23 protein-coding genes and 1 tRNA gene are annotated in these 23786 nt (G+C 66.1%); 17 read left to right on the forward strand and 7 right to left on the reverse strand.

The features are described 5' to 3' along the window. Positions 1-128: 128 nt before the first annotated feature. A complete protein-coding gene (locus ACWV14_RS10160; RefSeq protein WP_198088673.1) occupies positions 129-680 on the reverse strand; it encodes a phasin family protein in 552 nt (183 codons plus the stop codon). A 182-nt stretch (positions 681-862) separates the two neighbouring features. Between ACWV14_RS10160 and ACWV14_RS10165 the strand changes: the two genes are divergently transcribed. Further along, positions 863-1789 (forward strand): histone deacetylase family protein, encoded by a 927-nt coding sequence (locus ACWV14_RS10165; RefSeq protein WP_454906987.1) that lies wholly within the window; start codon positions 863-865, stop codon positions 1787-1789. Further along, entirely contained in the window at positions 1786-2229 is a 444-nt protein-coding gene (locus ACWV14_RS10170) for an acyl-CoA thioesterase (RefSeq protein WP_454906985.1), read from the forward strand. Before ACWV14_RS10165 ends, ACWV14_RS10170 begins: the two co-directional genes overlap by 4 nt. A gap of 70 nt (positions 2230-2299) precedes the next feature. On the opposite strand, the gene ACWV14_RS10175 is transcribed toward ACWV14_RS10170, so the two are convergent. Then, a complete protein-coding gene (locus ACWV14_RS10175) occupies positions 2300-2707 on the reverse strand; it encodes a hypothetical protein (RefSeq protein ID WP_454906983.1) in 408 nt (135 codons plus the stop codon). A gap of 50 nt (positions 2708-2757) precedes the next feature. Then, on the reverse strand, positions 2758-2991 hold the full coding sequence (locus tag ACWV14_RS10180) for a CsbD family protein (protein ID WP_081268647.1): 234 nt from the start codon (positions 2989-2991) through the stop codon (positions 2758-2760). 190 nt (positions 2992-3181) lie between these two features. Between ACWV14_RS10180 and pncB the strand changes: the two genes are divergently transcribed. From pncB to ACWV14_RS10205, 5 genes are read left to right on the forward strand one after another with little or no spacing between them, the layout of a single operon-like run. Continuing rightward, a complete protein-coding gene (gene pncB, locus ACWV14_RS10185) occupies positions 3182-4402 on the forward strand; it encodes a nicotinate phosphoribosyltransferase (protein WP_454906981.1) in 1221 nt (406 codons plus the stop codon). 49 nt (positions 4403-4451) lie between these two features. Then, positions 4452-5864: a sodium:proton antiporter gene (locus tag ACWV14_RS10190; protein WP_454906979.1), complete on the forward strand. Its 1413-nt coding sequence runs from the start codon at positions 4452-4454 to the stop codon at positions 5862-5864. A gap of 28 nt (positions 5865-5892) precedes the next feature. Beyond that, positions 5893-6879, forward strand: a complete 987-nt coding sequence (locus tag ACWV14_RS10195) for a 2-hydroxyacid dehydrogenase (protein WP_422085780.1) — start codon at positions 5893-5895, stop codon at positions 6877-6879. A gap of 24 nt (positions 6880-6903) precedes the next feature. Next, positions 6904-8271: a DNA recombination protein RmuC gene (locus tag ACWV14_RS10200; protein WP_454906977.1), complete on the forward strand. Its 1368-nt coding sequence runs from the start codon at positions 6904-6906 to the stop codon at positions 8269-8271. Further along, positions 8268-9431, forward strand: a complete 1164-nt coding sequence (locus ACWV14_RS10205) for an MFS transporter (RefSeq protein WP_454906976.1) — start codon at positions 8268-8270, stop codon at positions 9429-9431. The genes ACWV14_RS10200 and ACWV14_RS10205 overlap by 4 nt, the downstream gene beginning before the upstream one ends. Positions 9432-9502: 71 nt before the next feature. Here ACWV14_RS10205 and ACWV14_RS10210 read toward each other — a convergent pair whose 3' ends face one another. From ACWV14_RS10210 to earP, 3 genes are all read right to left on the reverse strand, one after another. After that, on the reverse strand, positions 9503-10366 hold the full coding sequence (locus tag ACWV14_RS10210) for an LOG family protein (protein ID WP_422085783.1): 864 nt from the start codon (positions 10364-10366) through the stop codon (positions 9503-9505). Between the two features lie 119 nt (positions 10367-10485). Then, complete coding sequence (gene efp / locus ACWV14_RS10215; protein WP_081268654.1) at positions 10486-11040, reverse strand: elongation factor P; 555 nt, start codon at positions 11038-11040, stop codon at positions 10486-10488. 153 nt (positions 11041-11193) lie between these two features. Next, complete coding sequence (earP, locus tag ACWV14_RS10220) at positions 11194-12264, reverse strand: elongation factor P maturation arginine rhamnosyltransferase EarP (protein WP_454906974.1); 1071 nt, start codon at positions 12262-12264, stop codon at positions 11194-11196. Between the two features lie 74 nt (positions 12265-12338). Between earP and ACWV14_RS10225 the strand changes: the two genes are divergently transcribed. From ACWV14_RS10225 to ACWV14_RS10240, 4 genes are all read left to right on the forward strand, one after another. Continuing rightward, on the forward strand, positions 12339-13766 hold the full coding sequence (locus tag ACWV14_RS10225; protein ID WP_454906972.1) for a M20/M25/M40 family metallo-hydrolase: 1428 nt from the start codon (positions 12339-12341) through the stop codon (positions 13764-13766). Between the two features lie 87 nt (positions 13767-13853). Continuing rightward, positions 13854-15821, forward strand: a complete 1968-nt coding sequence (uvrC, locus tag ACWV14_RS10230; protein ID WP_454906970.1) for an excinuclease ABC subunit UvrC — start codon at positions 13854-13856, stop codon at positions 15819-15821. A gap of 60 nt (positions 15822-15881) precedes the next feature. Further along, on the forward strand, positions 15882-16448 hold the full coding sequence (gene pgsA / locus ACWV14_RS10235) for a CDP-diacylglycerol--glycerol-3-phosphate 3-phosphatidyltransferase (protein WP_106933864.1): 567 nt from the start codon (positions 15882-15884) through the stop codon (positions 16446-16448). Further along, a complete protein-coding gene (locus tag ACWV14_RS10240) occupies positions 16445-17332 on the forward strand; it encodes a DMT family transporter (protein ID WP_454906968.1) in 888 nt (295 codons plus the stop codon). The genes pgsA and ACWV14_RS10240 overlap by 4 nt, the downstream gene beginning before the upstream one ends. Before the next feature lie 18 nt (positions 17333-17350). Here the strand turns inward: ACWV14_RS10240 and ACWV14_RS10245 are convergent, their stop codons facing one another. Next, on the reverse strand, positions 17351-18310 hold the full coding sequence (locus ACWV14_RS10245) for a LysR substrate-binding domain-containing protein (RefSeq protein WP_454906966.1): 960 nt from the start codon (positions 18308-18310) through the stop codon (positions 17351-17353). 38 nt (positions 18311-18348) lie between these two features. Here ACWV14_RS10245 and ACWV14_RS10250 point away from each other — a divergent pair, with 38 nt between their 5' ends. From ACWV14_RS10250 to ACWV14_RS10275, 6 genes are all read left to right on the forward strand, one after another. Further along, complete coding sequence (locus ACWV14_RS10250; protein ID WP_454906964.1) at positions 18349-19293, forward strand: alpha/beta fold hydrolase; 945 nt, start codon at positions 18349-18351, stop codon at positions 19291-19293. Further along, entirely contained in the window at positions 19290-20375 is a 1086-nt protein-coding gene (locus tag ACWV14_RS10255; protein WP_454906962.1) for a tartrate dehydrogenase, read from the forward strand. Before ACWV14_RS10250 ends, ACWV14_RS10255 begins: the two co-directional genes overlap by 4 nt. Positions 20376-20595: 220 nt before the next feature. Further along, positions 20596-20868 carry an HU family DNA-binding protein gene (locus tag ACWV14_RS10260; protein WP_007830705.1) on the forward strand — a complete coding sequence of 91 codons (273 nt, stop codon included), beginning with the start codon at positions 20596-20598 and terminating at the stop codon, positions 20866-20868. A 30-nt stretch (positions 20869-20898) separates the two neighbouring features. Further along, positions 20899-20974 (forward strand) — tRNA-Val (locus ACWV14_RS10265). Positions 20975-21051: 77 nt separating this feature from the next. Next, the gene (locus ACWV14_RS10270; protein ID WP_454906960.1) at positions 21052-22974 is read left to right on the forward strand and encodes a SurA N-terminal domain-containing protein; all 1923 of its coding nucleotides are present in this window, start codon (positions 21052-21054) and stop codon (positions 22972-22974) included. A gap of 112 nt (positions 22975-23086) precedes the next feature. Continuing rightward, on the forward strand, positions 23087-23761 hold the full coding sequence (locus tag ACWV14_RS10275) for a histidine phosphatase family protein (protein WP_454906958.1): 675 nt from the start codon (positions 23087-23089) through the stop codon (positions 23759-23761). Positions 23762-23786: the final 25 nt, after the last annotated feature.

The raw sequence follows: 23786 nt of genomic DNA on the forward strand, positions 1-23786 counted from the left end.
AAGTCTCCTGAGATGAGCCTTGCATTATCGAAGACGCCCGTCAGGCCAAAAAAAAGGCCTCATCCGAGGATGAGGCCCTGAATTGGATCCGTGAGGACCCAAGGAGACAACTGGTGGTGGTCGGCTGCTTAGCGCTTGCGCGAAGCGGTCGCGGTCTTCGCGGCGGCGACGGCTTGCGTCGACACGGCGTTGAAGTTGGCTTCGGCGACGTCCGACGCTTGCTTGACGGCCTTCTGAACCGATTCGAAAGCGTTGTTGGCGGCGGCCACGGCGCTCTTCAGCACGGCAACGGCGGTTTCCGAACCGGCCGGTGCATTCTTGGAAGCGCTGTCGACGAGGCCGACGAAGGCTTGTTGGGCTTCGGTGGCCTTGGCTTCGAAAGCCTTGCCGAACTCGGCGCCGGTGCCTTGGGCGATGTCGTACAGGTGACGGCTGTAGGCGGCGGTCTTTTCAGCCAGGGGCTGGAACAGGCTGGCTTGCAGCGTCAGCAGTTCTTGAGCGTCCTTCACGCTGAGGGCGGCCTGGGCGGTGCTCTGGGCTTCGGCCAGGGCTGCCTTGGAAGCAGTCACGTTCAGTTCGACCAGCTTTTCGACGCCTTCGAAGGCCTTGGTGGTCAGGCCGAACAGGGTTTCGAGGTTGGCTTTTTGGGCGGCGAGGATTTGGTCAGCTGTCAGGGCCATTTGAGATCTCCAGAAGGGATGATTAGGTGGTCGGTTCACGTTGCGCTGTCTCGCCGTCTATGTTGCGGTGCAGCATGGCCTCAAGTATAGGCAGCTGAGTTTTGCGGGCAAGGGGTTTTTGCTGCTCTGCAGCAATTTAGAACGCGTCTTCTAAATTCGGCCTGCCGCTCCAGAATGCGGGCATGCGCGCCTTCTATTCCGGCCAGTTCGTCCTGCCCCTGCCCGAGGGCCATCGCTTCCCCATGTCGCGCTACGCCATGCTGCGCGACCGCCTGCTGGAGCAGCTTCCGGCGGTGGTGATGGACGTGGCTCCGCGTGCCGGCGACGACGAGCTGGCGCTCGCCCACACACCCGAATGGATCTCCGCCGTCAGCGAAGGCAGCGTCAGCCCGCAGGCGATGCGCGAAATCGGCTTTCCCTGGAGCGAGGCGATGGTCGAGCGCTCGCGCCGTTCGGCCGGCGCCACCATCGCCGCCTGCCGCGTGGCCTTCGCGGAGGGCGTGTCGGCCAACATGGCGGGCGGCACGCACCATGCCTACGCCGACAAGGGCAGCGGCTTCTGCGTCTTCAACGACGCCGCCGTGGCCGCCCGGCTCATGCAGGCAGAGCACGCCCGAGCCGGGCAGTCGCTCAGGGTGGCGGTGATCGATCTCGACGTGCACCAAGGCAACGGCACCGCGAGCATCTTCCAGAGTGACCCGAGCGTGTTCACGCTGTCGCTGCACGGCCAGAAGAACTTTCCCTTCCGCAAGGAGACGAGCGACCTCGATGTCGAGTTGCCCGACGGCTGCGGCGACGCCGAGTACCTGGCCGCGCTGGAGCACGCACTCGACGAACTCGACCGGCGCTTTGCCCCCGGCCTCGTGATCTACCTCGCCGGCGCCGATCCCTTCGAGCGCGACCGCCTGGGCCGCCTCAAGCTCAGCTTCGACGGGCTGGAGGCGCGCGACCGGCGTGTGTTCGACTGGGCCTGGCAGCGCCGCCTGCCGATGGCGTTCGCGATGGCCGGCGGCTACGCCAGCGACATTGCGGAGACGGTGCAGGTGCAGGTCGGCACCTTCAGGGTGGCCCTGGAGTACTGGCGCCACTGGCAAAATGCCGCGCGATGAGCGCCACCACCAAACCTACCCCGAATACACGTGACGGCTATCGCGCCTTTCGCAGCATCCCGACGCGCTGGGCCGACAACGACATGTACGGCCACGTCAACAACGTCGTCTACTACAGCTGGTTCGATACGGCGGTGAACGCGCTGCTGATCGAGCGCGGCGCGCTCGACATCCACCAGGGCCAGACCATCGGCTTCGTGGTCGAGACCCAGTGCAACTACTTCGCTCCCATCGCGTTTCCGCAGACGGTGGAGGCGGGCATCCGCGTTGCGCAGGCCGGCCGCTCCAGCGTTCGCTATGAAATCGCTCTGTTCGCCGAAGGCTCTGACAGCGCCGCGGCGCAGGGCCACTTCATCCACGTCTACGTCGACCGCGCCACCCAGCGCCCCGTGCCGCTACCCGAGGCATTGCAGCAGGTGGTCGAATCGCTCAAGGCCTGAGCGGAAACCAGTTCCTCAACGACAAACGGCGCCCGAGGGCGCCGTTCTGTCTTTTGAAGGCGGTCAGGCCTTACATCGTCTTCTTCATGGCCTTGATGTCGGCCTTGCCCTTGTCTTCGTCAGCCTTGGCCTGGTTCACGCAGGCGCTCTTGGCGTCGCCCTTCTGGTCGTCGCACTTTTCCTTTGCGACCTCGTAGGTGGCCTTCACCTTTTCTTCAGCGACCTTGCGGGCATGGCTATCGCTCGGCTGGTATTGCTGTTCCAGCTCGGCCTTGGCCACGTCTTCCTTGCCCTTGGCGTCCTTCTGGCAGACGTCCTTGGCGTTGTCCTTCATCGTGTCGCACTGGGTCTTGGCGACCTTGTAGTCGGCCTCGATCTTTTCCTTGGCGACCTTGTATTCGTCCTTGGTCATCGCGCTGGCTTGCGTGGCGACGAAGCAGGTGGATGCAAGAGCGAGCATCAGCAGATGTTTTTTCATTGGAGTTTCCTTCCGGGAGTTGTTGAAACAGGTCGAAGTCGGCGGGCGCTTCAGTAGCGCTCGAACCACAGCGCGTCGGGCGTGCGGCCGTCGCGCGATTCCCATTCCTTCACCTGCTTCTCGGCTTCGTCGCGGCTGATGCCGTGGCGTTCCTGGATGCGGCCCAGCAGTTGGTCGCGCTTGCCGGCAATGACATCGAAGTCGTCGTCGGTCAGCTTTCCCCATTGCTCCTTGACCTTGCCCTTGAGCTGTTTCCAGTTGCCTTCGATGGTGTCCTTGTTCATGCGACTCTCCTTTGAGATGTTGATTCGGCGGACCGTTGCGCCGCCGTGAAGTCAATGTCGCCGGGTGGATTCACCCCATCGGTAGGACGTGCTGTCCGGGCCTCGTAGGCAGAGGCCGACGCGCCCCGTGATAATCGAGCGGACGCCGAAAGTTTGAGACACCGCATCGCACAGCATCGCGTACAGCACCATGATCATTCACAGCCTGCTCGACACCGACCTCTACAAATTCACGATGATGCAGGTCGTGCTGCACCACTTTCCCGGGGCCCGGGTCGAGTACCGCTTCAAGTGCCGCAACCCCGGTGTCGACCTGGCCCAGTTCGCAGGCCAGATCCGCGACGAGGTGCGCAGCCTGTGTTCGCTGCAGTTCCGCGACGCAGAGCTCGCCTACCTGCGCTCCATGCGCTTCATCAAGAGCGACTTCGTCGACTTTCTCGGTCTCTTCAGGCTCAACGAGAAGTACATCAACATCATTCCCCAGCCCTCGGGCGAACTCGAGATCCGCATCAAGGGGCCGTGGCTGCACACAATCCTGTTCGAGATCCCGGTGCTGGCCATCGTCAACGAGGTCTACTTCCGCAACACCCGGAAGAAGCCCGATTTCGAAGAGGGCCGCCGCCGGCTCGAGACCAAGATCGCGCAACTGCAGGACGAGGGCCTGGCCGACCTCAAGATCGCCGACTACGGCACGCGCCGCCGCTTCTCCAAGGATTGGCACGAAGAGGTCCTGCGCACGCTGACCGCGCGGCTGGGCGCAGTCACCCCCCCGGCGGTGCATCCGCCCACGGGCGCGCGGCTGCCGCAACTCGCGGGCACCAGCAACGTGCTGTACGCCATGAAGCTCGGCCTGATTCCGCTGGGCACCATGGCGCACGAATACCTGCAGGCCTGCCAGGCGCTCGGCCCGCGGCTGCGCGACAGCCAGATCTTCGGCTTCGAGAGCTGGGCGCGCGAGTACCGCGGCGACCTCGGCATCGCGCTGTCCGACGTGTATGGCATGAGCGCCTTCCTGCGCGACTTCGACCTGTATTTCTGCAAGCTCTTCGATGGCGCCCGCCACGACAGCGGCGATCCGTTCCAGTGGGGCGAGCGCATGCTGGCGCACTACGTCGCCAACCGGGTCGACCCGCGTACCAAGACGCTGATCTTCAGCGACGGCCTGACGGTGCCGCGCACCATCGAGCTCTACCAGCAGTTCCGCGGCCGCTGCCAGCTGGCCTTCGGCATCGGCACCAACCTCACCAACGACCTGGGCTACGAGCCGCTGCAGATCGTCATCAAGATGATCCACTGCAACGACCAGCCGGTGGCCAAGCTGTCGGACACGCCGTCCAAGAACATGTGCGAGGACGAGAAATACCTGGCCTACCTGCGGCAGGTCTTCGAGATCGAACAACCCCCCGCCTGACGGCTGTACCCGCGCCCCGCGCCACACGCTCTGGTACGGTACAGCCCCGATGAAAAAAACGATCCGACTGACCGCGGCCGCGGTGCCGCTGCTCCTTCTTCCCGCCCTGGCCACGGCCGCCGACTTCGACGGCGGCAAGCTGTCGCCGCTGTGGGGCGTGCCCTTCGCGGGCATCCTGCTGTCGATTGCGCTGATGCCGCTGCTTGCGCCATCGTTCTGGCACCACCACTACGGCAAGATATCCGCGGCCTGGGCGCTGGCCTTCCTGCTGCCCTTTGCCGCCACCTACGGCGCGACGCTGGCCGGCGTGCAACTGGTGCATGCGCTGGTGGCCGAGTACATCCCGTTCATCATCCTGCTGACGGCGCTGTTCACCGTGGCGGGCGGCATCCATATCCGGGGCAACCTGCGCGGCGCGCCAGGGCTCAACACGGCGATCCTGGCCATCGGCGCGGTGCTCGCAAGCTTCATGGGGACCACGGGCGCCTCGATGCTGCTGATACGGCCGCTGATCCGCGCCAACGACAACCGCATGCACAGGGTGCACGTGATCGTGTTCTTCATCTTCATCGTGTCGAACGCGGGCGGCTCGCTCACGCCGCTGGGCGATCCGCCGCTGTTCCTCGGCTTCCTGAAGGGCGTCAGCTTTTTCTGGACCGTGCAGAACATCCTGCCCGAGACGCTCTTCATACTGGCCGTGCTGCTGGCGCTGTTCTATTTCATCGACCGCCACTACTACCGCAAGGAAGGCGTGCTGCCAGTCGACCCGACGCCCGACACTCCCGGCATCCGCTTCGACGGTGCCGCCAACTTCTGGCTGCTGGGCGGCATCGTCGCGCTGGTGCTGATGAGCGGCTTCTGGAAGTCGCCCGTGGTGTTCGACGTGTTCGGCACCGAGGTCGGCCTGCCGGGCCTGCTGCGCGATGTGGGGCTGGCGCTGATCGCGGTGGTCTCGTACAAGCTCACCGCGCCCAAGGTGCACGCAGACAACCAGTTCGAATGGGGGCCGATGGCCGAGGTGGCCAAGCTGTTCGCGGGCATCTTCCTGACCATCATCCCGGTGATCGCGATGCTCAAGGCCGGCACGCAAGGGCCGTTCGGCGCCATCGTCTCGGCCGTGACGCGTGCCGACGGCCAGCCCGATCCGGCGATGTACTTCTGGGCCACCGGCGTGCTGAGTTCCTTCCTGGACAACGCGCCGACCTACCTCGTGTTCTTCAACACCGCGGGCGGCGATCCGGCCGCACTGATGACGACCTATGCCTCCACGCTGGCCGCCATTTCGGCCGGTGCGGTGTTCATGGGCGCCAACACCTACATCGGCAACGCGCCGAACCTCATGGTCAAGGCCATTGCCGAAAGCCGCGGCGTGCGCATGCCGAGCTTCTTCGGCTACATGGCGTGGTCGATGGCGATCCTGGTTCCGCTGTTCGTCATCTGCACCTTCATCTTCTTCCGCTGATCTTCTTCCTTCGACAAGAGACAACATCATGAGCAAGCCCAAGATCCTGGTCGCGCGCGCGATCTTCCCCGAGACCATCGAGCGCCTGTCGCAGCATTTCGAGGTCGAGTCGAACCAGTCCGACGAAAGCTGGAGCAAGGATCAGCTCATCGCGAAGCTGCAGGGCAAAGCGGGCGCCTTCACCACCGGCAGCGAGCGCATCGACGCCGCCGTGCTCGACGCCTGCCCCGACCTGAAGATCTGCGCCAACATGGCGGTGGGCTACAACAACTTCGACGTCGACGCGATGGCCGCGCACGGCGTGCTCGGCACCAACGCGCCCGACGTGCTGACCGAGACCACGGCCGACTTCGGCTTCGCGCTGCTCATGGCCACGGCGCGCCGCATCACCGAGAGCGAACACTTCCTGCGCGCGGGCAAGTGGCAGAAGTGGAGCTTCGACATGTTCGCGGGCTCCGACATCCACGGCTCCACGCTGGGCATCATCGGCATGGGCCGCATCGGGCAGGGCATTGCGAAGCGCGGCGCGCACGGCTTCGGCATGAAGGTGGTCTATCACAACCGCTCGAAGCTCGACGCCTCGCTCGAGGCCGAATGCAAGGCCAGCTACGTGAGCAAGGAAGAGCTGCTCAAGACCGCCGACCACGTGGTGCTGGTGGTGCCGTACTCGGCGGCTTCGCACCACACCATCGGCGCGGCAGAAATTGCGCTGATGAAGCCGACGGCCACGCTCGTCAACATCGCGCGCGGCGGCATCGTGGACGACGCGGCGCTGGCTGTTGCACTGCGCGAGAAGCGCATCGCCGCCGCCGGCCTCGACGTGTTCGAAGGCGAGCCCAAGGTCCACCCCGACCTGCTGACCGTGCCCAACGTCGTGCTCACGCCGCACATCGCCAGCGCCACCGTGCCCACGCGCCGCGCAATGGCCGACCTGGCCGCCGACAACCTCATCGCCTACTTCGGCGGCAAGGGACCGCTGACACCGGTGACGCCCGTGCCCGCCGCCCGCAAGTAAGAAGCAAGAGGCGACAACCAGACCTTGGACACTGCCCTTATCCTGATCGGACTGGCCGTACTCGCGGTCATCCAGCTCGTGCTGGTTATATGGCTGCTGGCCCGCCGGCAGCCCCCTGCCGACCACGGCGACCTGCTGCGCGTGCTTGCCAGCATCGGCTCGGCCAACGAGCGCACCGAACGCGAACTGCGCCGGGAAATCGCCGACAGCTCGCGCGGTGCCCGCCAGGAAACCACGCAGGCCTTTGCCACCTTCCAGCGCGCTCTGGTGCAGCAGGGCGCCGAAGCCACACGCACCCAGAACGCGCAGCTCGATGCCTTTTCGCTGCAGCTCGCGTCGCTGCAGAAGACGCTGGCCGACACGCTCAATACGCAACTGCAGGGCCTGAGCGAATCGAACGCACGCCGTCTTTCGGAGGTGCGCGCGACCATGGAGTCCCAGCTCGCGCAGCTGCAGCAGACCAATGCCGCCAAGCTCGACGAGATGCGCAAGACCGTCGACGAGAAGCTGCAGAGCACGCTCGAAACCCGCCTGGGCGAAAGCTTCAAGCAGGTGGCCGACCGGCTCGAGCAGGTGCACAAGGGGCTCGGCGAAATGCAGACGCTGGCCGTCGGTGTCGGCAGCCTGCAGCGCGTGCTGACCAACGTGAAGACGCGCGGCGTGTTCGGCGAGGTGCAGCTCGAGGCCTTGCTCGAGCAGGTGCTCACGCCCGACCAGTTCGCCAAGCAGATCGAGACCAAGCCGCGCAGCGGGCAGCGCGTCGACTTCGCCATCCGCTTTCCGGGGCGTGGCGAGGAGGGCGCGCCCGTGTGGCTGCCGATCGACGCCAAGTTCCCGCGCGACGACTACGAGCGCCTGATCGACGCGCACGAGCGTGCCGACGCGCCCGCTGCGGAGCTGGCCGCCAAGGCGCTGGAGGCGCGCATCCGCACTGAGGCCAAGTCGATTGCCGACAACTACCTCGCGGCGCCGCACACCACCGACTTCGCCATCCTCTTCCTGCCGGTCGAAAGCCTCTACGCCGAGGTGCTGCGCCGCCCCGGACTGATGGACGCCATCCAGCGCCAGCACCGCGTGACGCTGGCCGGCCCGACCACCTTGCTCGCCATGCTCAACAGCCTGCACATGGGCTTTCGCACGCTCGCGCTGGAGCAGCAGGCCTCCGAGGTCTGGAAGGTGCTGGGCGCGGTCAAGACCGAGTTCGAGCGCTACGGCGACTGGGTCGCGCGCATCAAGGAACAAGTGGCCAAGGCGTCCGACACGCTCGACAAGGCCGACACGCGCGCCAAGCAGATGCGCCTGGCGCTGCGCAAGGTCGAGGCCCTGCCCGAGGCGCAGTCGCAGGCGCTGCTGCCGCCCACCGCCGACAGCGAGGGCGACGACACCCCGTGAAAGGCTCCGAGCTTCTGCGCGTCATCGGCGCCCAGGTCTGCCTGCATGCCACCATGGCCGGCATGCGTCTCGCCACACCGCTGCTGGCGCTGCAGCAGGGCTACAGCGCGGCGGCGGTCGGCGTGCTGATCTCCCTGTTCGCGCTGACCCAGGTGTTTCTGGCGCTGCCCGCGGGGCGCTTTGCCGACCGGTACGGCTTCAAGCGGCCGCTGTGGCTGTCGGTGATTGCGGCGGTGGTCGGCGCGGGGCTGGTGGTGGTGTTCCCCGTGTTCCCGGTGATGTGCCTGTCGGCTTTGCTGACCGGCGGCGCCACGGGTGCGACCGTCATTGCGCTGCAGCGGCATGTGGGGCGGTCCGCGCATGACCCGACCCAGCTCAAGCGCGTGTTCAGCTGGCTCGCCATTGCACCGGCGGCGGCCAATTTCGTCGGGCCTTTCCTGGCCGGCATGCTGATCGACCACGCAGGCCGCGCACCGGCGGACATGCTGGCCTTTCGCGTCTGCTTCGCGGTGATGGCGGCGCTGCCCCTCGTCTGCTGGTTGCTCGCGCGCGGCGCGCACGAGCCGCCGCCCACGCCGCCGCTGGCGGGTGCCACGCCCACGCGCGCCTGGGACCTGCTGCGCGAGCCGATGTTCCGCCGCCTGCTGTTCGTGAACTGGCTGCAGTCGTCGAGCTGGGACGTGCACGCCTTCGTGCTGCCGGTGCTGGGGCACGACAGGGGCATCAGCGCTTCGGTGATCGGCTCGATCCTCGGCGCTTTCGCGGTCGCGGCGGCCGTCATTCGGGTGGTGCTGCCGGTGATCGCATCGCGCGCCTCGGAGCGCAGCGTGATCCTGAGCTCCACCGTGGTGACGGCGCTGGTGTTCGCGGTCTATCCGCTGCTCGACGCGGCCTGGGCCATGGGCGTGTGCTCGGTGATCCTGGGCTTCGCGCTGGGCGCCGTGCAGCCGATGGTGATGAGCATGCTGCACCAGATCACGCCGCACACCCGGCACGGCGAGGCGCTGGGGCTGCGCCTGATGACCATCAATGCGTCGAGCGTGGCGATGCCGATGCTGTTCGGCTCGCTCGGCGCGCTGATAGGCATCGCAGGTGTGTTCTGGGTGGTCGGCGGCGTGCTGGCGCTGGGCGCGCGCGCTACATGGGGCCTGAAGGTCTGACATGGCGCCGCCTGCCGTTCGGCAGCGGCGCCTTGTCGACAACTGCAGCGCGTGGCTGCAGGGGATTCAGGTCAGAGCTTGTAGAAACGCTTGATCGCGTTCCAGGCGTCGTCGGGCGCGTCGACGTACTCGAAGAGCTTCACGTCGCCCGGTGAAATGACGCCTTCGTCGACGAGGAAGTCGAAGTCGATCAGCCGCTTCCAGTAGTCCGAGCCGAACAGCACGATCGGCACCGGCTTCGACTTCTTGGTCTGCACCAGCGTGATCACTTCGAACAGTTCGTCGAGCGTGCCGAAGCCGCCCGGAAACGCCACCAGCGCCTTCGCACGCATCATGAAATGCATCTTGCGGATCGCGAAATAGTGGAACTTGAAGCTCAGCGCCGGCGTGACGTACGGGTTGGCCTCTTCTTCCATCGGCAGCGCGATGGCCAGGCCGACCGAGAGGCCGCCGCCTTCATGCGCGCCGCGGTTGGCCGCCTGCATGATGCCGGGGCCGCCGCCGGTGCAGACGAACAGCTTGTCCTGCGGTTCCTTGTCGTTGCTGTACTGCGCGACCAGCTTGCCGAAGGCGCGTGCCTTCTCGTAGTAGTGCGAGTTGCGCGCGAGCCGGCGCCAGCGCTCGGAGGCGGCCGCATCGCCGGCCGCATCGGCCTGGGCGATCATGGCGGCGGCGTCTTCCTCGCTGCGAAAGCGCGCGCTGCCGAACACCACCACGGTGTTCTCGATGCCGTGGGCGCGCTGCTCGACGTCGGGCTTCATCAACTCGAGCTGCATGCGGATGCCGCGGGTTTCGCGGCGCAGCAGGAACTCGGGGTCGGCGAAGGCGATGCGCGAGGGATCGGGATCCAGCGGGAGGCCCTTGTCGGCGTGGGACTGGAGCGTGGCCCAGGCGTCGGCCAGGCGTTTGTCGTGAAGATCGTGCGTGTTGTTCATGAAGAAACGGGACAGATGGACCTGCGTGATTGTGCAGCGTTGCAACCAGTGTGCCCGGAAACGACAAAGGCTCCTTGCGGAGCCTTTGTCGAGGGTGGTGGTCGATCGGCCGGAGAGGCTCAGACGCGCTTGCGGTATTCGCCGGTGCGCGTGTCGATTTCGATCTTGTCGCCTTGCGACACGAACAGCGGCACGGGCACTTCGAAGCCGGTGGCGATCTTGGCGGGCTTCATGACCTTGCCCGAGGTGTCGCCCTTGACGGCGGGTTCGGTCCAGGTGATTTCGCGCTCGACGCTGGTCGGCAGTTCGACCGAAATGGCCTTGCCGTCGTAGAACACCACTTCGACGGCCATGCCGTCTTCGAGGTAGTTCAGGGCGTCGCCCATGTTCTCGGCTTCGACTTCGTACTGGTTGTATTCGGCGTCCATGCAGACATACATGGGGTCTGCGAAGTAGGAGTAGGTGCACTCCTTCTTGTCCAGCACGATCTGGTCGATCTTGTCGTCGGCCTTGAAAACCACTTCGGTGTTGAAGTTGGCGATCAGGCTCTTCATCTTCATGCGCACGGTGGCGGAGTTGCGGCCGCCGCGGCTGTATTCGGTCTTGAGGACGACCATCGGGTCCTTGCCGTGCATGATGACGTTGCCGGCGCGGATTTCTTGAGCGATTTTCATAACAGGGTCTCTGGATGTTGGCCGCTCGGTGCGCGGAGCCATCGACGGTATGTGCCGGTGTTGCTGGCCCCGCGGTACATGTCCCGCGGCAGGTTTAGCGGAGAGCATTACGGACCGAAGGAATCCGGGCCGAAATCCGCAAAGCCCGCTATTTTAGCTTTTTTGGGCGACCATTTCCTGCAGTTGCGTGACCAGATCGTCCTTCGCGAGCAGCCGCCCACGGGCACTGCGGGCGGTTTCGCGCCACGGACCCTGCATTTCCAGTGGCGGCAATGGGGCGTTGCTGAAGCCGTTCCACGCGTGGTGAAAAAGCCGCAGCGAGGGCGGGGCGCCCAGCCAGTCCAGCCAGGCGCCGAGCTTGACGTGGTGCGCGTCGTCGTCTTGCGGGTAGATCTGCCAGACCAGCGGTGCGCCGGCCCAGAGCGCACGCGCAAGCGAATCCTCGCCGCGCACGAAGTTCAGGTCGCAGGCCCAGAGCAGGTGGTCGAAATCCGGCTGGGTGAGATAGGGCAGGTATGAAATTGATAGCGCGCCGCTCGCTTCTTCAGTGCCGAGCAGTGCCTTGACCGCCTGCGCCGCGCGTCCGGCCGTCACCAGCAGCCGTGTGGGCTCGGGGCCCTGCGCCAACCGGGCCAGCAATGCAGCAAGCGCCGGGGGCTCGTAGCAGAACAGCGACACCAGGCGCTCGCCGGCTTGCCACGGAATCTGCCGTTCGGAGAGCCACTGTGTGCGGTGGAAGCCGGCCTGCCGCGCCGCAAGGTCGGTCTCCCGAAGCAGGCCGCCGGTCGCGGGCGTGAAGCCAGGGTAGAAGAAGCGCTTGGTCAGCCCGGCGCCCGGACCCCGGAACACCGGAGAGGGCAAGCCATGCAGCCGTTCCACATACGGCTCGGCCGACAGGTATTCGAGGTTGATCCAGGCCTTGCCCGGTGTTTCTGCAAAACGCGCGATCAGCTCCGGCGCCGGCTCGCAGCCGAAGGCCTCGACCAGCACGTCGGGCGGGGGCTCGGCCACGGCTGCCTGCAGCGCGGCGTTGTCTAGCCAGTCGACCACCCGCACGCCTTCGTGTCCCGACGGCGCCATCCAGCGCAGCGCGGCCGCGTCGTCGATCCACAGCCGCACGCGTTCGCCGCGCACCGCCAACTGGCAGGCCAGCCGCCAGCAGACGCCCAGGTCGCCGTGGTTGTCGATGACCTTGCAGAAGATGTCCCATTGCCTCGATTGCATAGGTCGCGAGTGTGCCCGTGTTCCGTGGCCGCGCTTGCTATGCTGGCCGGCACAACAACCATCGGAGAGAGACCATGAGGATGCAGACCTTCCGCGCCGTGAAGACCATGCTTGCCGTGTCGCTGGCCCTTTGCGGCATGACTGCCGCGCTGGCCCAGACGCCGACGCCGCCGCCATCGCTCACGCCCCAGCAGCAGCGCTTTCACGACATCTACAAGGAACTGGTGGAAATCAACACCACCCATTCGGTGGGAGACAACACGGTGGCGGCGCGTGCCATGGAAAAGCGCCTGATCGAAGCGGGCTTCGCGCCGGGCGACATCCAGATCTTCGAGCCCTTCCCGAAGAAGGGCAACCTGGTGCTGCGCTTCAAGGGCGACGGCAGCAAGAAGCCGCTGCTCCTGCTGGCCCACATCGACGTGGTCGAGGCCCGCCGCGAAGACTGGAAGACCGACCCGTTCAAGCTGCAGGAAACCGGCGGCTACTTCACCGCGCGCGGCTCCATCGACGACAAGGCGATGGCCTCGGCGCTGGTCTCGGTGGTGGGGCAGCTCAAGCAGGAGGGCTTCAAGCCGAAGCGCGACATCATCCTCGCGCTGACCGCCGACGAAGAACGCGGCGACGCGCTGAGCAACGGCGCCTTCTGGCTCATCAACAACAAGCCCGAACTGCTGCAGGCGGAGTTCGGCATCAACGAAGGCGGTGGCGGTGAATTGCGCGGTGGCAAGCCGAACCTGCACCGCATGCAGGTGGCCGAGAAGATGTACACCACCTACATGCTGGAGGTACGAGACGTCGGCGGGCACAGCTCGGTGCCTACCAAGAGCAACCCGATCTACGCGCTGTCGGCGGGGCTGGAGCGGCTGGGCAATTTCAATTTCCCGGTCAAGCTGGCGGACGTCACCAAGACCTACTTCGCGCGCAGCGCGCCGTTTGCCACCGGCCAGTTGGCCGACGACATGCGCGCGGTGGGCGCGGGCAACCCCGACCCGTCGGTGATCGAGCGCATGTCGGCCAATCCGGCCTACAACGCGCAGTTCCGCACCACTTGCGTTGCGACGATGGTGCAGGCCGGCCACGCCGAGAATGCGCTGCCTCAGTCGGCCAAGGCGACGGTCAACTGCCGCATCCTGCCGCACGACGACCCCGAAGAGGTCGAGCGCCTGCTGACCCAGGCGGTCGGCAACGACAAGATCGTGGTGCGCAACATGGGCAAGCCGCTGCGCAGCCCGGCGTCGCCGCTGAACGGCGACCTCGTGAAGACGGTGGAGTCGCTCACCCAGCAGATGTGGCCGGGCGTGCCCGTGGTGCCGGCCATGAGCACCGGCGCCACCGACAGCCGCTTCATGCGCAATGCCGGAATCCCGATGTACGGCGTGACCGGCATGTTCCTGGAGCCGGCCGATGCGCGCGCCCACGGACTGGACGAGCGCATCGAGATCCAGCGCCTGTACGACGGGCGCGAGTTCCTGTACCGGCTGGTGAGCGAGCTCGCGAAGTAGGCATTCCTGGCAGGGGCTTGTTCCGGCCCCGCCGGGTTTGCGGCGGGCGCTCGGCCAGGCCGTGCGCCGCACGCCACAATAGCCGCCATGTCAGACGTGCATTCCGATCAATTGCTCAGCGAAGTCGCGGCCTTGCCGCAGCTGCCCGGGGTCTATCGCTATTTCGACGCCGCGGGCGCGGTGCTGTACGTGGGCAAGGCGCGAAACCTCAGGAAGCGGGTCGCCAACTACTTCCAGAAGAGCCACGGCGGCACCCGCATCGGTCACATGATCTCGAAGATCGTGCGCATGGAGACCACGGTGGTGCGCTCCGAGGCCGAGGCGCTGCTGCTCGAGAACAACCTGATCAAGACGCTCAAGCCGCGCTACAACATCCTGTTCCGCGACGACAAGAGCTACCCCTATCTCAAGATCGCGTCGCACCAGTTTCCGCGGCTGGCCTACTACCGCGGCGCGGTCGACAAGAAGCACCGCTATTTCGGGCCGTACCCCAGCGCCTGGGCTGTGAAGGAATCGATTCAGCTGCTGCAGAAGGTGTTTCGCCTGCGCACCTGCGAGGACACGGTGTATGCCAACCGCACGCGGCCTTGCCTGCTGTACCAGATCAAGCGCTGCAGCGGGCCCTGCGTCGGCTACATCGCGCCCGACGCCTATGCGCAGGACGTGGCCAGCGCAGAGGCCTTCCTGATGGGCGACACGCAACTGGTGCTCTCGAAGCTGGAGCAGCGCATGATGACGCACGCCGAGAAGCTCGAGTTCGAGCAGGCGGCCGAGCTGCGCAACCAGATGTCGGCCATCTCGCGCGTGCTGCACCAGCAGTCCATCGAGATCGCCTCCGACAAGGACGTGGACATACTGGCCGTCAAGGTGCAGGGCGGCAAGGCCTGCGTGAACCTGGCCATGGTGCGCGGCGGCCGCCACCTGGGCGACCGGCCGTACTTCCCCGTGCATGTGGAAGACGCGGCGCAGATCCATCATGGCGAGCTGGACGCCGACGACGGCGACGATGCCAGCCTCGTCGCCGCCGACCCGATCGAGGTGCAGGTGCTCGAGGCCTTCATCGCCCAGCACTACATCGACGTGCCGGTGCCGGCCACGCTGGTGCTGAGCCAGCAGGTTAGCCGCGAGCTGATAGAGGCGATCTCGCAGCAGGCCGGCTCTCGCGTGACGGCGGTGTTCCAGCCGCGCGAGCAGCGCCGCCACTGGCTCGAGATGGCCGAGACCAATGCCGGCCTGCAACTGGCCCGGCTGCTGGCCGAGGAGGGCTCGCAGCAGGCGCGTACCCGCGCGCTGGCGGATGCGCTCGAGCTGGCATCGGACGACCTCGACAACTTCCGCGTCGAGTGCTTCGACATCTCGCACACGGCCGGCGAGGCCACTCAGGCCTCTTGCGTGGTGTTCGAGCACCACGCCATGCAGAACAAGGAGTACCGCCGCTACAACATCGAAGGCATCACGCCCGGCGACGACTACGCGGCCATGCGGCAGGTGCTGCACCGCCGCTACGGCAAGCTGGCCGAGGCGATGGCGGCCGAAACCGATGCGCTGCCGCCTGGCGACGCCGAGAGCGACGGCACCGAAGCCCCGCCGAAGCCCCGCACCGCGCGCATGCCCGACCTGGTGCTGGTCGACGGCGGCAAGGGCCAGGTGTCGATGGCGCGCGAGGTGTTCGGCGAGCTGGGCCTGCCGCTGTCGCTGATCGTCGGCGTCGAGAAAGGCGAAGGCCGCAAGGTCGGGCTCGAAGAACTGGTGTTCGCCGACGGCCGCGAGAAGGTCTACCTGGGCAAGGACTCCGCCGCGCTGATGCTGGTGGCCCAGATCCGCGACGAGGCGCACCGCTTCGCCATCACCGGCATGCGCGCCAAGCGCGCCAAGGTGCGGGTGGGTGGCAGCCAGCTCGAAGACATTCCGGGCATCGGGCCGAAGCGGCGGGCGCGGCTGTTGCAACGCTTCGGCGGTATCCGCGGCGTGGCTGCGGCGAGCGTGGAAGACATAGCCTCGGTCGAGGGCATCGCCTCCGACCTGGCGGAAGAGATCTACAAGGCACTGCACTGAGGCGGGTGCCCTCAACCGGTTGCCGGTCGAGGGGTAACGCCGCCATGACACAATCAAGCGATGTTCTGGACCTTACCGACCATCATGACCTGGACGCGCATCGTCGCGATCCCTTTGATCGTCGGCGTGTTCTACCTGCCGATGGCCGAGCCGATGCGCAACCTGATCGCCACGGTCATGTTCATCGTCTTCGCGGCCACCGACTGGCTCGACGGCTTCCTGGCGCGCAAGCTCAACCAGACCTCGGCCTTCGGCGCCTTCCTCGATCCGGTGGCCGACAAGTTCCTGGTCTGCGCGTCGCTGCTGGTGCTGGTTCACCTGCAGCGCGCCGACGTTTTCGTGGCACTCATCATCATCGGCCGCGAGATCGCGATCTCGGCGCTGCGCGAGTGGATGGCGCAAATCGGCGCCAGCAAGAGCGTGGCGGTCCACATGATCGGCAAGGTCAAGACGACCGTGCAGATGGTCGCCATCCCGTTCCTTCTGTATGACGGGCGTCTCTTCAAGGTGATCGACACCGGGCTCTGGGGTCAATGGCTGATCTGGATCTCGGCCGTGCTCACCATCTGGTCGATGGTGTACTACCTGCAGAAGGCCATTCCAGAAATCCGGGCGCGTACCAAATGACCTCGGCGGCCGCGGCCCGCAATGCGGGCTGGCTGCGGGCGATGCCCGGGGTCTTCGTGCTGATCTGGAGCACTGGCTTCATCGTTGCGCGCTACGGCATGCCGTATGCGCCACCCCTCAAGTTCCTGGCCGTGCGCTATGCGCTGTCCCTGGCCTGCTTCGGCGTGTGGGTGGCGCTGGCGCGGGTCGCCTGGCCGAAGCAGCGCGCCCAGTGGGGGCACCTGGCGGTCACCGGCGTCCTGATGCAGGCGGGCTACCTCGGCGGCGTATGGGCTGCGGTGCATGAGGGCATGGGCGCCGGGCTGGTGGCGCTGTTGGTCGGAATCCAGCCGGTGCTCACGGCGGTCTGGATGTCGTTCAACGGCGGGCGCATTTCCAAGCGGCAGTGGGGTGGGCTTGCGCTGGGTTTCGCTGGGCTGGTGCTGGTGGTGTCGCGCAAGCTCGGGCAGGGCGGCGAGGTGAGCGCCCTGACGATGGGGCTGGCGCTGATGGCGCTGGTCTCGATCACCGCGGGCACGCTGTACCAGAAGCGCTTCGTCGCGCCCTGCGATGTGCGCAGCGCAAGCGCGGTGCAGATGGCGGCGGCGCTGCTCGTCACGCTGCCGTTCGCGGCGCTGGAGCCGCAGCACATCGAGTGGAACCTGCAGTCGGGCGGCGCGATGGCCTGGTCGGTGCTGGCACTGTCGCTGGGCGGCAGTTCTCTTCTATATATGTTGATACAGCGCGGCACGGCCACTGCCGTCACCAGCCTCCTGTACCTGGTGCCTCCCTGCACGGCGGTAATGGCATGGCTGCTGTTCAGCGAGCCGATCACGCTGGTGACGGTGCTGGGCATTGCGCTCACAGCCGTCGGCGTGAGCCTGGTGGTGCGCAGCGAGCGCTGAGCCGGCCGGCCCGCATATTCAGCGTGCGCCGGCCTTGCCCGGCTTCCAGGGCTCCGCTCGAAACTGCTCCGCGAGGTGATCGACCAGCAGCCGCACGCGGCGCGGCGTCTTTGGCCGCCACGGGGCGACCCAATGGATGTCGGCGTCCGCCATCGAATATTGAGGCAGCACGCGCACCAGTTCGCCGCTGGCAAGCTGCGGAGCGATGTCCCAGAGGCTGCGCAGCATCACGCCATGCCCGGCCAGGCACCAGTCGCGCACCATCTCGCCCGAGTTGCTGGCCAGCCGGCCCTGCACGCGCACCCTCGCCGTGCTGCCGTCGCGCGCATGGCGCAGGCTCCAGAGCGTGAACTGGCGCTGGTTGACCTCGCCGTTTTCACGCGCGACCAGGCAGTCGTGCGATGCCAGTGCCTCGACCGTGGCCGGCATGCCGCGGCGTGCCAGATAGTCCGGTGACGCCGCCAGCACGCGCTGGTTGCGCGCGATGCGCCGCGTGACCCAGTCGGCCGCCCGGGGTTGCTGCACGGCCCAGAGCCAGATTGCGCCGTCGTAGCCTTCGGCGCCGAGGTCTGGCAGCTGCTCGGTCAGCAGCAGCTCGATCTGCAGTGCCGGGTGCCGGGTCTGGAAAGTGGCCAGCGCTGGCCCGAGCCAGCGTCGCCCGAAACCGAATGTGGCGGCAAGGCGGATCGTGCCGACCAGTTCATTCTGGCGCTCTCCGAGTTCGCTTTCGAGCGCGGCAAAGCCCTCGAGCAGCGTCTTCGCATGCAGGCAGACCGCCTCGCCCTCGGCCGTGACGCTGAGCCGCCGCGTGGTGCGGTCGAACAGGCGCTGGCCCAGCCGCGCCTCGAGCGCGCCAAGCCTCTTGGTGATGACGGAAGGCACGACGTCGAGCGTATCGGCGGCGCCGGCCAGGCTGCCCTGGTCGCGGATGGCCAGCACCAGTGCCAGGTCGCCACGGTCCATCAAGGGAGAATTCATGCCGAAATAGAAAGTATGAATTGGCTGATTGTTGCTTGATGGCGGCAAGGGTGCAACCCACAATCGCCGACGTGACGAACCCGTTCCTCTCCTTCCCCACTTTCGACATCGCGCGCGACGGCGTGCGCATCCATGGCCGCATCGGCGGGCAGGGTGCGCCGCTGCTGCTGTTGCACGGTCATCCGCAGACGCATGTGATCTGGCACCGCGTGGCACCGGCGCTGGCCGAGCGCTTCACCGTGGTTGCACTGGACCTGCGCGGCTACGGCGATTCGGGCCGGCCGGCCGCCGATGCCGAGCACCGGGTCTACAGCAAGCGCGAGATGGCGCTCGACGCGCTCGCCGCCATGCGGCACCACGGCTTCGAGCGCTTCGGCGTGCTCGCGCATGACCGCGGCGCGCGCGTGGCGCACCGGCTTGCGGCGGACCATCCGGCGGCGGTCGAGCGCATGCTGCTGCTCGACATCGCGCCCACGCTCGCCATGTACGAGCAGACCTCCGAAGCGTTCGCCAAGGCATATTGGCACTGGTTCTTCCTGATCCAGCCGCCGCCGCTGCCTGAAGCACTGATCGCCTCCGACCCGGTGCGCTACGTGCGCAGCGTGATGGGCGGGCGGCATGCGGGCCTGGCGCCGTTCGCGCCCGAGGTGCTCGCGGAGTACGAGCGCTGCGCCGGCATCGCGGGTACGGCCGAATCCATCTGCGAGGACTACCGCGCCTCCGCAACGATCGACCTCGTCCATGACCGTGCCGACATCGCAGCCGGGCAACGCCTTGCGCAGCCGTTGCGCGTGCTGTGGGGCGAGCACGGCGCGGTCGGCAAGGCCTTCGACGTGCTGGCGCTTTGGCGCGAGCGCGCGGCCGAGGTATCGGGCCGTGCCCTGCCTTGCGGCCACTACGTTCCCGAAGAGGCGCCCGACGCATTGCTGGCCGAGGCGCTCGAATTCTTTTCCCTTCCCCAACAAGCAGGAGCCACATCATGAGCACCCAGAGAATCGCAGTCATCGCCGGCGACGGCATCGGCAAGGAAACCACGCCCGAGGGCCTGCGCGTGCTCGAGGCGGCGGCCACCAAATTCGGCATCGACCTGAAGTTCGACCACTTCGACTTCTCGAGCTGGGACTACTACGAGAAGCACGGCCAGATGCTGCCCGACAACTGGAAGGACCAGATCGGCGGACATGACGCCATCTTCTTCGGCGCGGTCGGCTGGCCCGAGAAGATTCCCGACCACGTGTCGCTGTGGGGCTCGCTGCTGATGTTCCGCCGCGAGTTCGACCAGTACATCAATCTGCGCCCGGCGCGCCTGATGCCCGGCATCATCGCGCCGGTGGTGCGGCGCGACGGCACGCCGCGCGAGCCGGGCGAGATCGACATGTACATCGTGCGCGAGAACACCGAGGGCGAATACTCCAGCATCGGCGGTCGCATGTACCAGGGCACGCCGCGCGAGATCGTGGTGCAGGAAACCGTGATGTCGCGCGTGGGTGTCGACCGCGTGCTGAAGTTCGCCTTCGAGCTTGCGCAGTCGCGCCCCAAGAAGCACCTGACCAGCGCCACCAAGTCGAACGGCATCTCGATCACCATGCCCTACTGGGACGAGCGCGTGGCCGAGATGGGCAAGAACTATCCGGGCGTGACGCTCGACAAGTTCCACATCGACATCCTCACCGCACACTTCGTTCAGCGGCCCGACTTCTTCGACGTGGTGGTGGCGAGCAATCTCTTCGGCGACATCCTGTCCGACCTGGGCCCGGCCTGCACCGGCACCATCGGCATCGCGCCGAGCGCCAACCTCAACCCCGAGCGCACCACGCCGTCGCTGTTCGAGCCGGTGCACGGCTCGGCACCCGACATCGCGGGCAAGGGCATCGCCAACCCCATCGGGCAGATCTGGTGCGGCGCGATGATGCTGGAGTTCCTGGGCCACAAGCAGGCGCACGATGCCATCCTGTCGACCATCGAGAAGGTGCTCGCGCCCCAAAGCGGAGCACCGCGCACCCCGGATATCGGTGGGAAGGCGAGCACCGCGGACCTTGGCAAAGCCATCGCCGAGGCGCTTTGAGCCGCACGGGAAAAGGAGTTCACGAAAGGCCCCTAAAATCGCGCGCTCCGCTGATCGGCAAGGCGCCGTGTCTTATTGACACCCTGCAGACCAGTGGTTGTAATCCTCGCTGGCAGTGCGCTGCCGAGGCGTCAGGCCTGCCAGGTTCTTGAGTCGCACACACCGCGGCCAGGTCGCAGCTGACGAAAGCCGACCAACTTTTTTTCTACAAGGGGCCCTTGTGAACAAGACCGAACTGATTGAGCACATCGCAAAGAACGCCGACATCTCCAAAGCCGCAGCGACCCGCGCGCTCGAATCCACGATCGGCGCCATTCGTACCACGCTCAAGAAGGGCGGTTCTGTTTCGCTCGTCGGTTTCGGCACTTTCGCAGTAGGTAAACGCGCTGCCCGCACGGGCCGAAATCCCCGCACCGGCGACGCGATTAAAATCAAGGCCGCCAAGATCCCGAAGTTCCGTCCAGGCAAGGCGCTGAAAGACGCGCTGAACTAAGGCGTTAGACTCGGAGAATAAATTCCGGTGGGGTGCTTAGCTCAGTTGGTAGAGCGGCGCCCTTACAAGGCGTAGGTCGGGGGTTCGAGCCCCTCAGCACCCACCACCACCAGATGCAAAGGCGAACCGCAAGTTCGCCTTTTTTATTGCCGTCCGACAGCCGTCGAAAAAGAGTGTTCAAGCATGTTTGAAGCCTTCCGCAAGCACACCAAGATCGTGATGATTTTCTTGTTCTTGCTGATCATTCCCTCGTTCGTGTTCTTCGGGGTCGAACGCTACCAGGGGTTCGGCGGGGACGAGAAGGTTGCGCGCATCGAAGGGCACGACATCACTCGCCCCGAGTGGGATCAGCAGCATCGCGTCGAAACGGACCGCATCCGCCAGCAGTCTCCCAACGTCGACCCGACGCTGCTTGAGTCCGATGCGCTGCGCTACGCCACCCTGGAGCGCATGGTGCGCGACCGCGTGCTGGCGGCAGCAGCTTCCAAGGCGAACATGACTGTGTCGGAAGACCGCCTCTCGCGCATCTTCGCGCAAGACCCCGGCCTGGCCTCGTTCCGCACGCCCGATGGCAAGTTCGACCGCGAGACCTTCCAGCGCGTGACGGGCCGCACGCCCGAACAGTACGAAGCCTCCGTGCGTGCGGACATGGCAACGCAGCAGGTGATGCTGGGCATTTCGGGCTCGGCCTTCACGCCGCCGGCACTGGCCGCCACCACGATCAACGCGTTCTACGACAGCCGCGAAATCCAGGTTGCGCGCTTCGGCCCCGAGGCATTCGCCTCGAAGGTGACGGTGAGCGACGCCGACATCGAGGCCTACTACAAGGACCACTCGGCGCAGTTCCAGGCGCCGGAGCAGGCCAACATCGAGTACCTGGTGCTCGACCTCGAAGCGGCCAAGAAGAACATCAACGTCAGCGAGGCCGATCTCAAGTCCTACTACGACCAGAACTCCGGGCGTTTCGGCACGAAGGAAGAACGCCGCGCGAGCCACATCCTGATCACCGCGCCGTCGAGCATGCCCGCAGCCGATCGCGCAAAGGCCAAGGCCAAGGCGGAAGAACTGCTGGCCGAAGTGAAGAAGGCGCCGAACACGTTCGCCGACGTGGCGCGCAAGAATTCGCAAGACCCGGGCTCGGCGGAGAAGGGCGGCGACCTCGACTTCGTCACCAAGGGCGCGATGGTCAAGCCGTTCGAAGACGCGATGTTCTCGCTGAAGAAGGGCGAGATCAGCAACGTGATCGAAACCGAGTTCGGCTATCACATCATTCACCTGACCGACATCAAGCCGGCCGTGGTGCCGCCGTTCGAACAGGTGCGTGCGACCATCGAGAACGAAGTGCGCTCGCAGCAGGCCACTCAAGAGTTCGCGAAGGCCGCCGAGACCTTCACCGATGCCGTGTACCAGACGCCCGACAGCCTCAAGCCCGCGGCCGAGAAGCTGAAGCTCACGATCCAGACGGCCAGCAACGTGGCGCGCACACCCGTGCCTGGTGCCACCGGCCCGCTGGCCAGCCGCAACTTCCTGAATGCGCTGTTCGCCCCGGATTCGCTCCAACGCAAGCAGAACACCGAGGCGATCGAGGTCGGCTCGAGCCAACTCGCATCGGGCCGCGTGACGACGTACACGCCGGCGCATCCGGTGCCGCTGGCCGAGGTCAAGGACAAGATCCGCGCGCAGCTCGTCAATGAGCGCGCCGCCGTGCTGGCCAAGACAGAAGGCGAAGCAAAGCTCGCCGCGTGGACGGCCAAGGCCGACGGCGCGACCTTCGGCGCGGCCATGACCGTCTCGCGCCGCGATGCGGCATCGCAACCGCTGCCGGTGATCGACGCCGCGCTGCGTGCCGACGCCGCCAAACTGCCGACCCTGGTCGGCGTGGACCTGGGCGCGCAAGGCTATGCCGTGGTTCGCGTGAACAAGGTCGTCCCGCGCACGCCGCCGCCTGCCGAGCTCGCGAAGCAGGAGCAGACGCAGGTCGGCCAGTCGGTGGCCGCTGCGGAAGATGCCGCGTACTACAACATGCTGAAGGACCGCTACAAGGCCCAGATCCTGGTGCCCAAGCCGGCGGACCCGCTGCCTGGCGCAGCAGCAGCCGGTCGCTGACCCGCAAGAGTCTTCGCAACGCAAGACACAGCCCGAGCCAATGGCTCGGGCTTTTTCGTTTTGGTCGCACTAGGGACAAGCGGCGACCACGCTTCTTGCCAGAATCCCGCACATGGGAACCCTCTATCTCGTGCGCCACGGGCAAGCCAGTTTTGGTGCCGCCGACTATGACAACCTGAGCGAACTCGGGCATCGGCAATCCGTTCGGCTCGGCGAATACTGGCGCGAGCGCGGCATGGCTTTCGATGCGGTGATCACCGGCACGCTCAAGCGCCATCGCCAGACCTGGGAAGGCATCGCCAAAGGGCTGGGCCTTTCGCGCGACGACGTGCTGCCGTGGCCCGGACTCAACGAGTACGACAGCGAGGCTGTGATCGCCACGATCCATGAAGGCAAGCTGGAGAAGCCCGATTCACCCGAGATGTACCGTCATCACTTCCGCTTGCTGCGCGAAGGATTGGGTGCCTGGATGCAGGGCAAGACCGAGCCTGCAGGCATGCCGAGCTATGTCGACTTCCTGGCGGGCGTGACCACGGCACTCGACCATGTGCGCGACAAGCATCACGGCGCGAAAGTGCTGGTTGTGTCCAGCGGCGGTCCGATCAGCACCGCCGTCGGCCATGTGCTGGGGACGAGTGCCGAAACCACGATCGAACTCAACCTGCGCATCCGCAACACTTCGGTCACGGAATTCGCGTTCACCCCGAAGCGGCACATGCTCGTGACCTACAACACGCTGCCGCACCTGGACGGTCCGGCTTACGAAGACTGGGTGACTTACGCCTGAGTGCGTGGTCGTGGTGCGCTGGCTG

Source organism: Variovorax durovernensis, assembly GCF_977011995.1.

Coding starts and splice junctions, on each gene's coding strand:
- ACWV14_RS10160 (WP_198088673.1), bottom strand. CDS start 680: ATGGCCCTGACAGCTGACCAAATCCTCGCCGCCCAAAAAGCCAACCTC.
- ACWV14_RS10165 (WP_454906987.1), top strand. CDS start 863: ATGCGCGCCTTCTATTCCGGCCAGTTCGTCCTGCCCCTGCCCGAGGGC.
- ACWV14_RS10170 (WP_454906985.1), top strand. CDS start 1,786: ATGAGCGCCACCACCAAACCTACCCCGAATACACGTGACGGCTATCGC.
- ACWV14_RS10175 (WP_454906983.1), bottom strand. CDS start 2,707: ATGAAAAAACATCTGCTGATGCTCGCTCTTGCATCCACCTGCTTCGTC.
- ACWV14_RS10180 (WP_081268647.1), bottom strand. CDS start 2,991: ATGAACAAGGACACCATCGAAGGCAACTGGAAACAGCTCAAGGGCAAG.
- pncB (WP_454906981.1), top strand. CDS start 3,182: ATGATCATTCACAGCCTGCTCGACACCGACCTCTACAAATTCACGATG.
- ACWV14_RS10190 (WP_454906979.1), top strand. CDS start 4,452: ATGAAAAAAACGATCCGACTGACCGCGGCCGCGGTGCCGCTGCTCCTT.
- ACWV14_RS10195 (WP_422085780.1), top strand. CDS start 5,893: ATGAGCAAGCCCAAGATCCTGGTCGCGCGCGCGATCTTCCCCGAGACC.
- ACWV14_RS10210 (WP_422085783.1), bottom strand. CDS start 10,366: ATGAACAACACGCACGATCTTCACGACAAACGCCTGGCCGACGCCTGG.
- efp (WP_081268654.1), bottom strand. CDS start 11,040: ATGAAAATCGCTCAAGAAATCCGCGCCGGCAACGTCATCATGCACGGC.
- earP (WP_454906974.1), bottom strand. CDS start 12,264: ATGCAATCGAGGCAATGGGACATCTTCTGCAAGGTCATCGACAACCAC.
- ACWV14_RS10225 (WP_454906972.1), top strand. CDS start 12,339: ATGAGGATGCAGACCTTCCGCGCCGTGAAGACCATGCTTGCCGTGTCG.
- uvrC (WP_454906970.1), top strand. CDS start 13,854: ATGTCAGACGTGCATTCCGATCAATTGCTCAGCGAAGTCGCGGCCTTG.
- pgsA (WP_106933864.1), top strand. CDS start 15,882: ATGTTCTGGACCTTACCGACCATCATGACCTGGACGCGCATCGTCGCG.
- ACWV14_RS10240 (WP_454906968.1), top strand. CDS start 16,445: ATGACCTCGGCGGCCGCGGCCCGCAATGCGGGCTGGCTGCGGGCGATG.
- ACWV14_RS10245 (WP_454906966.1), bottom strand. CDS start 18,310: ATGAATTCTCCCTTGATGGACCGTGGCGACCTGGCACTGGTGCTGGCC.
- ACWV14_RS10250 (WP_454906964.1), top strand. CDS start 18,349: ATGGCGGCAAGGGTGCAACCCACAATCGCCGACGTGACGAACCCGTTC.
- ACWV14_RS10255 (WP_454906962.1), top strand. CDS start 19,290: ATGAGCACCCAGAGAATCGCAGTCATCGCCGGCGACGGCATCGGCAAG.
- ACWV14_RS10270 (WP_454906960.1), top strand. CDS start 21,052: ATGTTTGAAGCCTTCCGCAAGCACACCAAGATCGTGATGATTTTCTTG.
- ACWV14_RS10275 (WP_454906958.1), top strand. CDS start 23,087: ATGGGAACCCTCTATCTCGTGCGCCACGGGCAAGCCAGTTTTGGTGCC.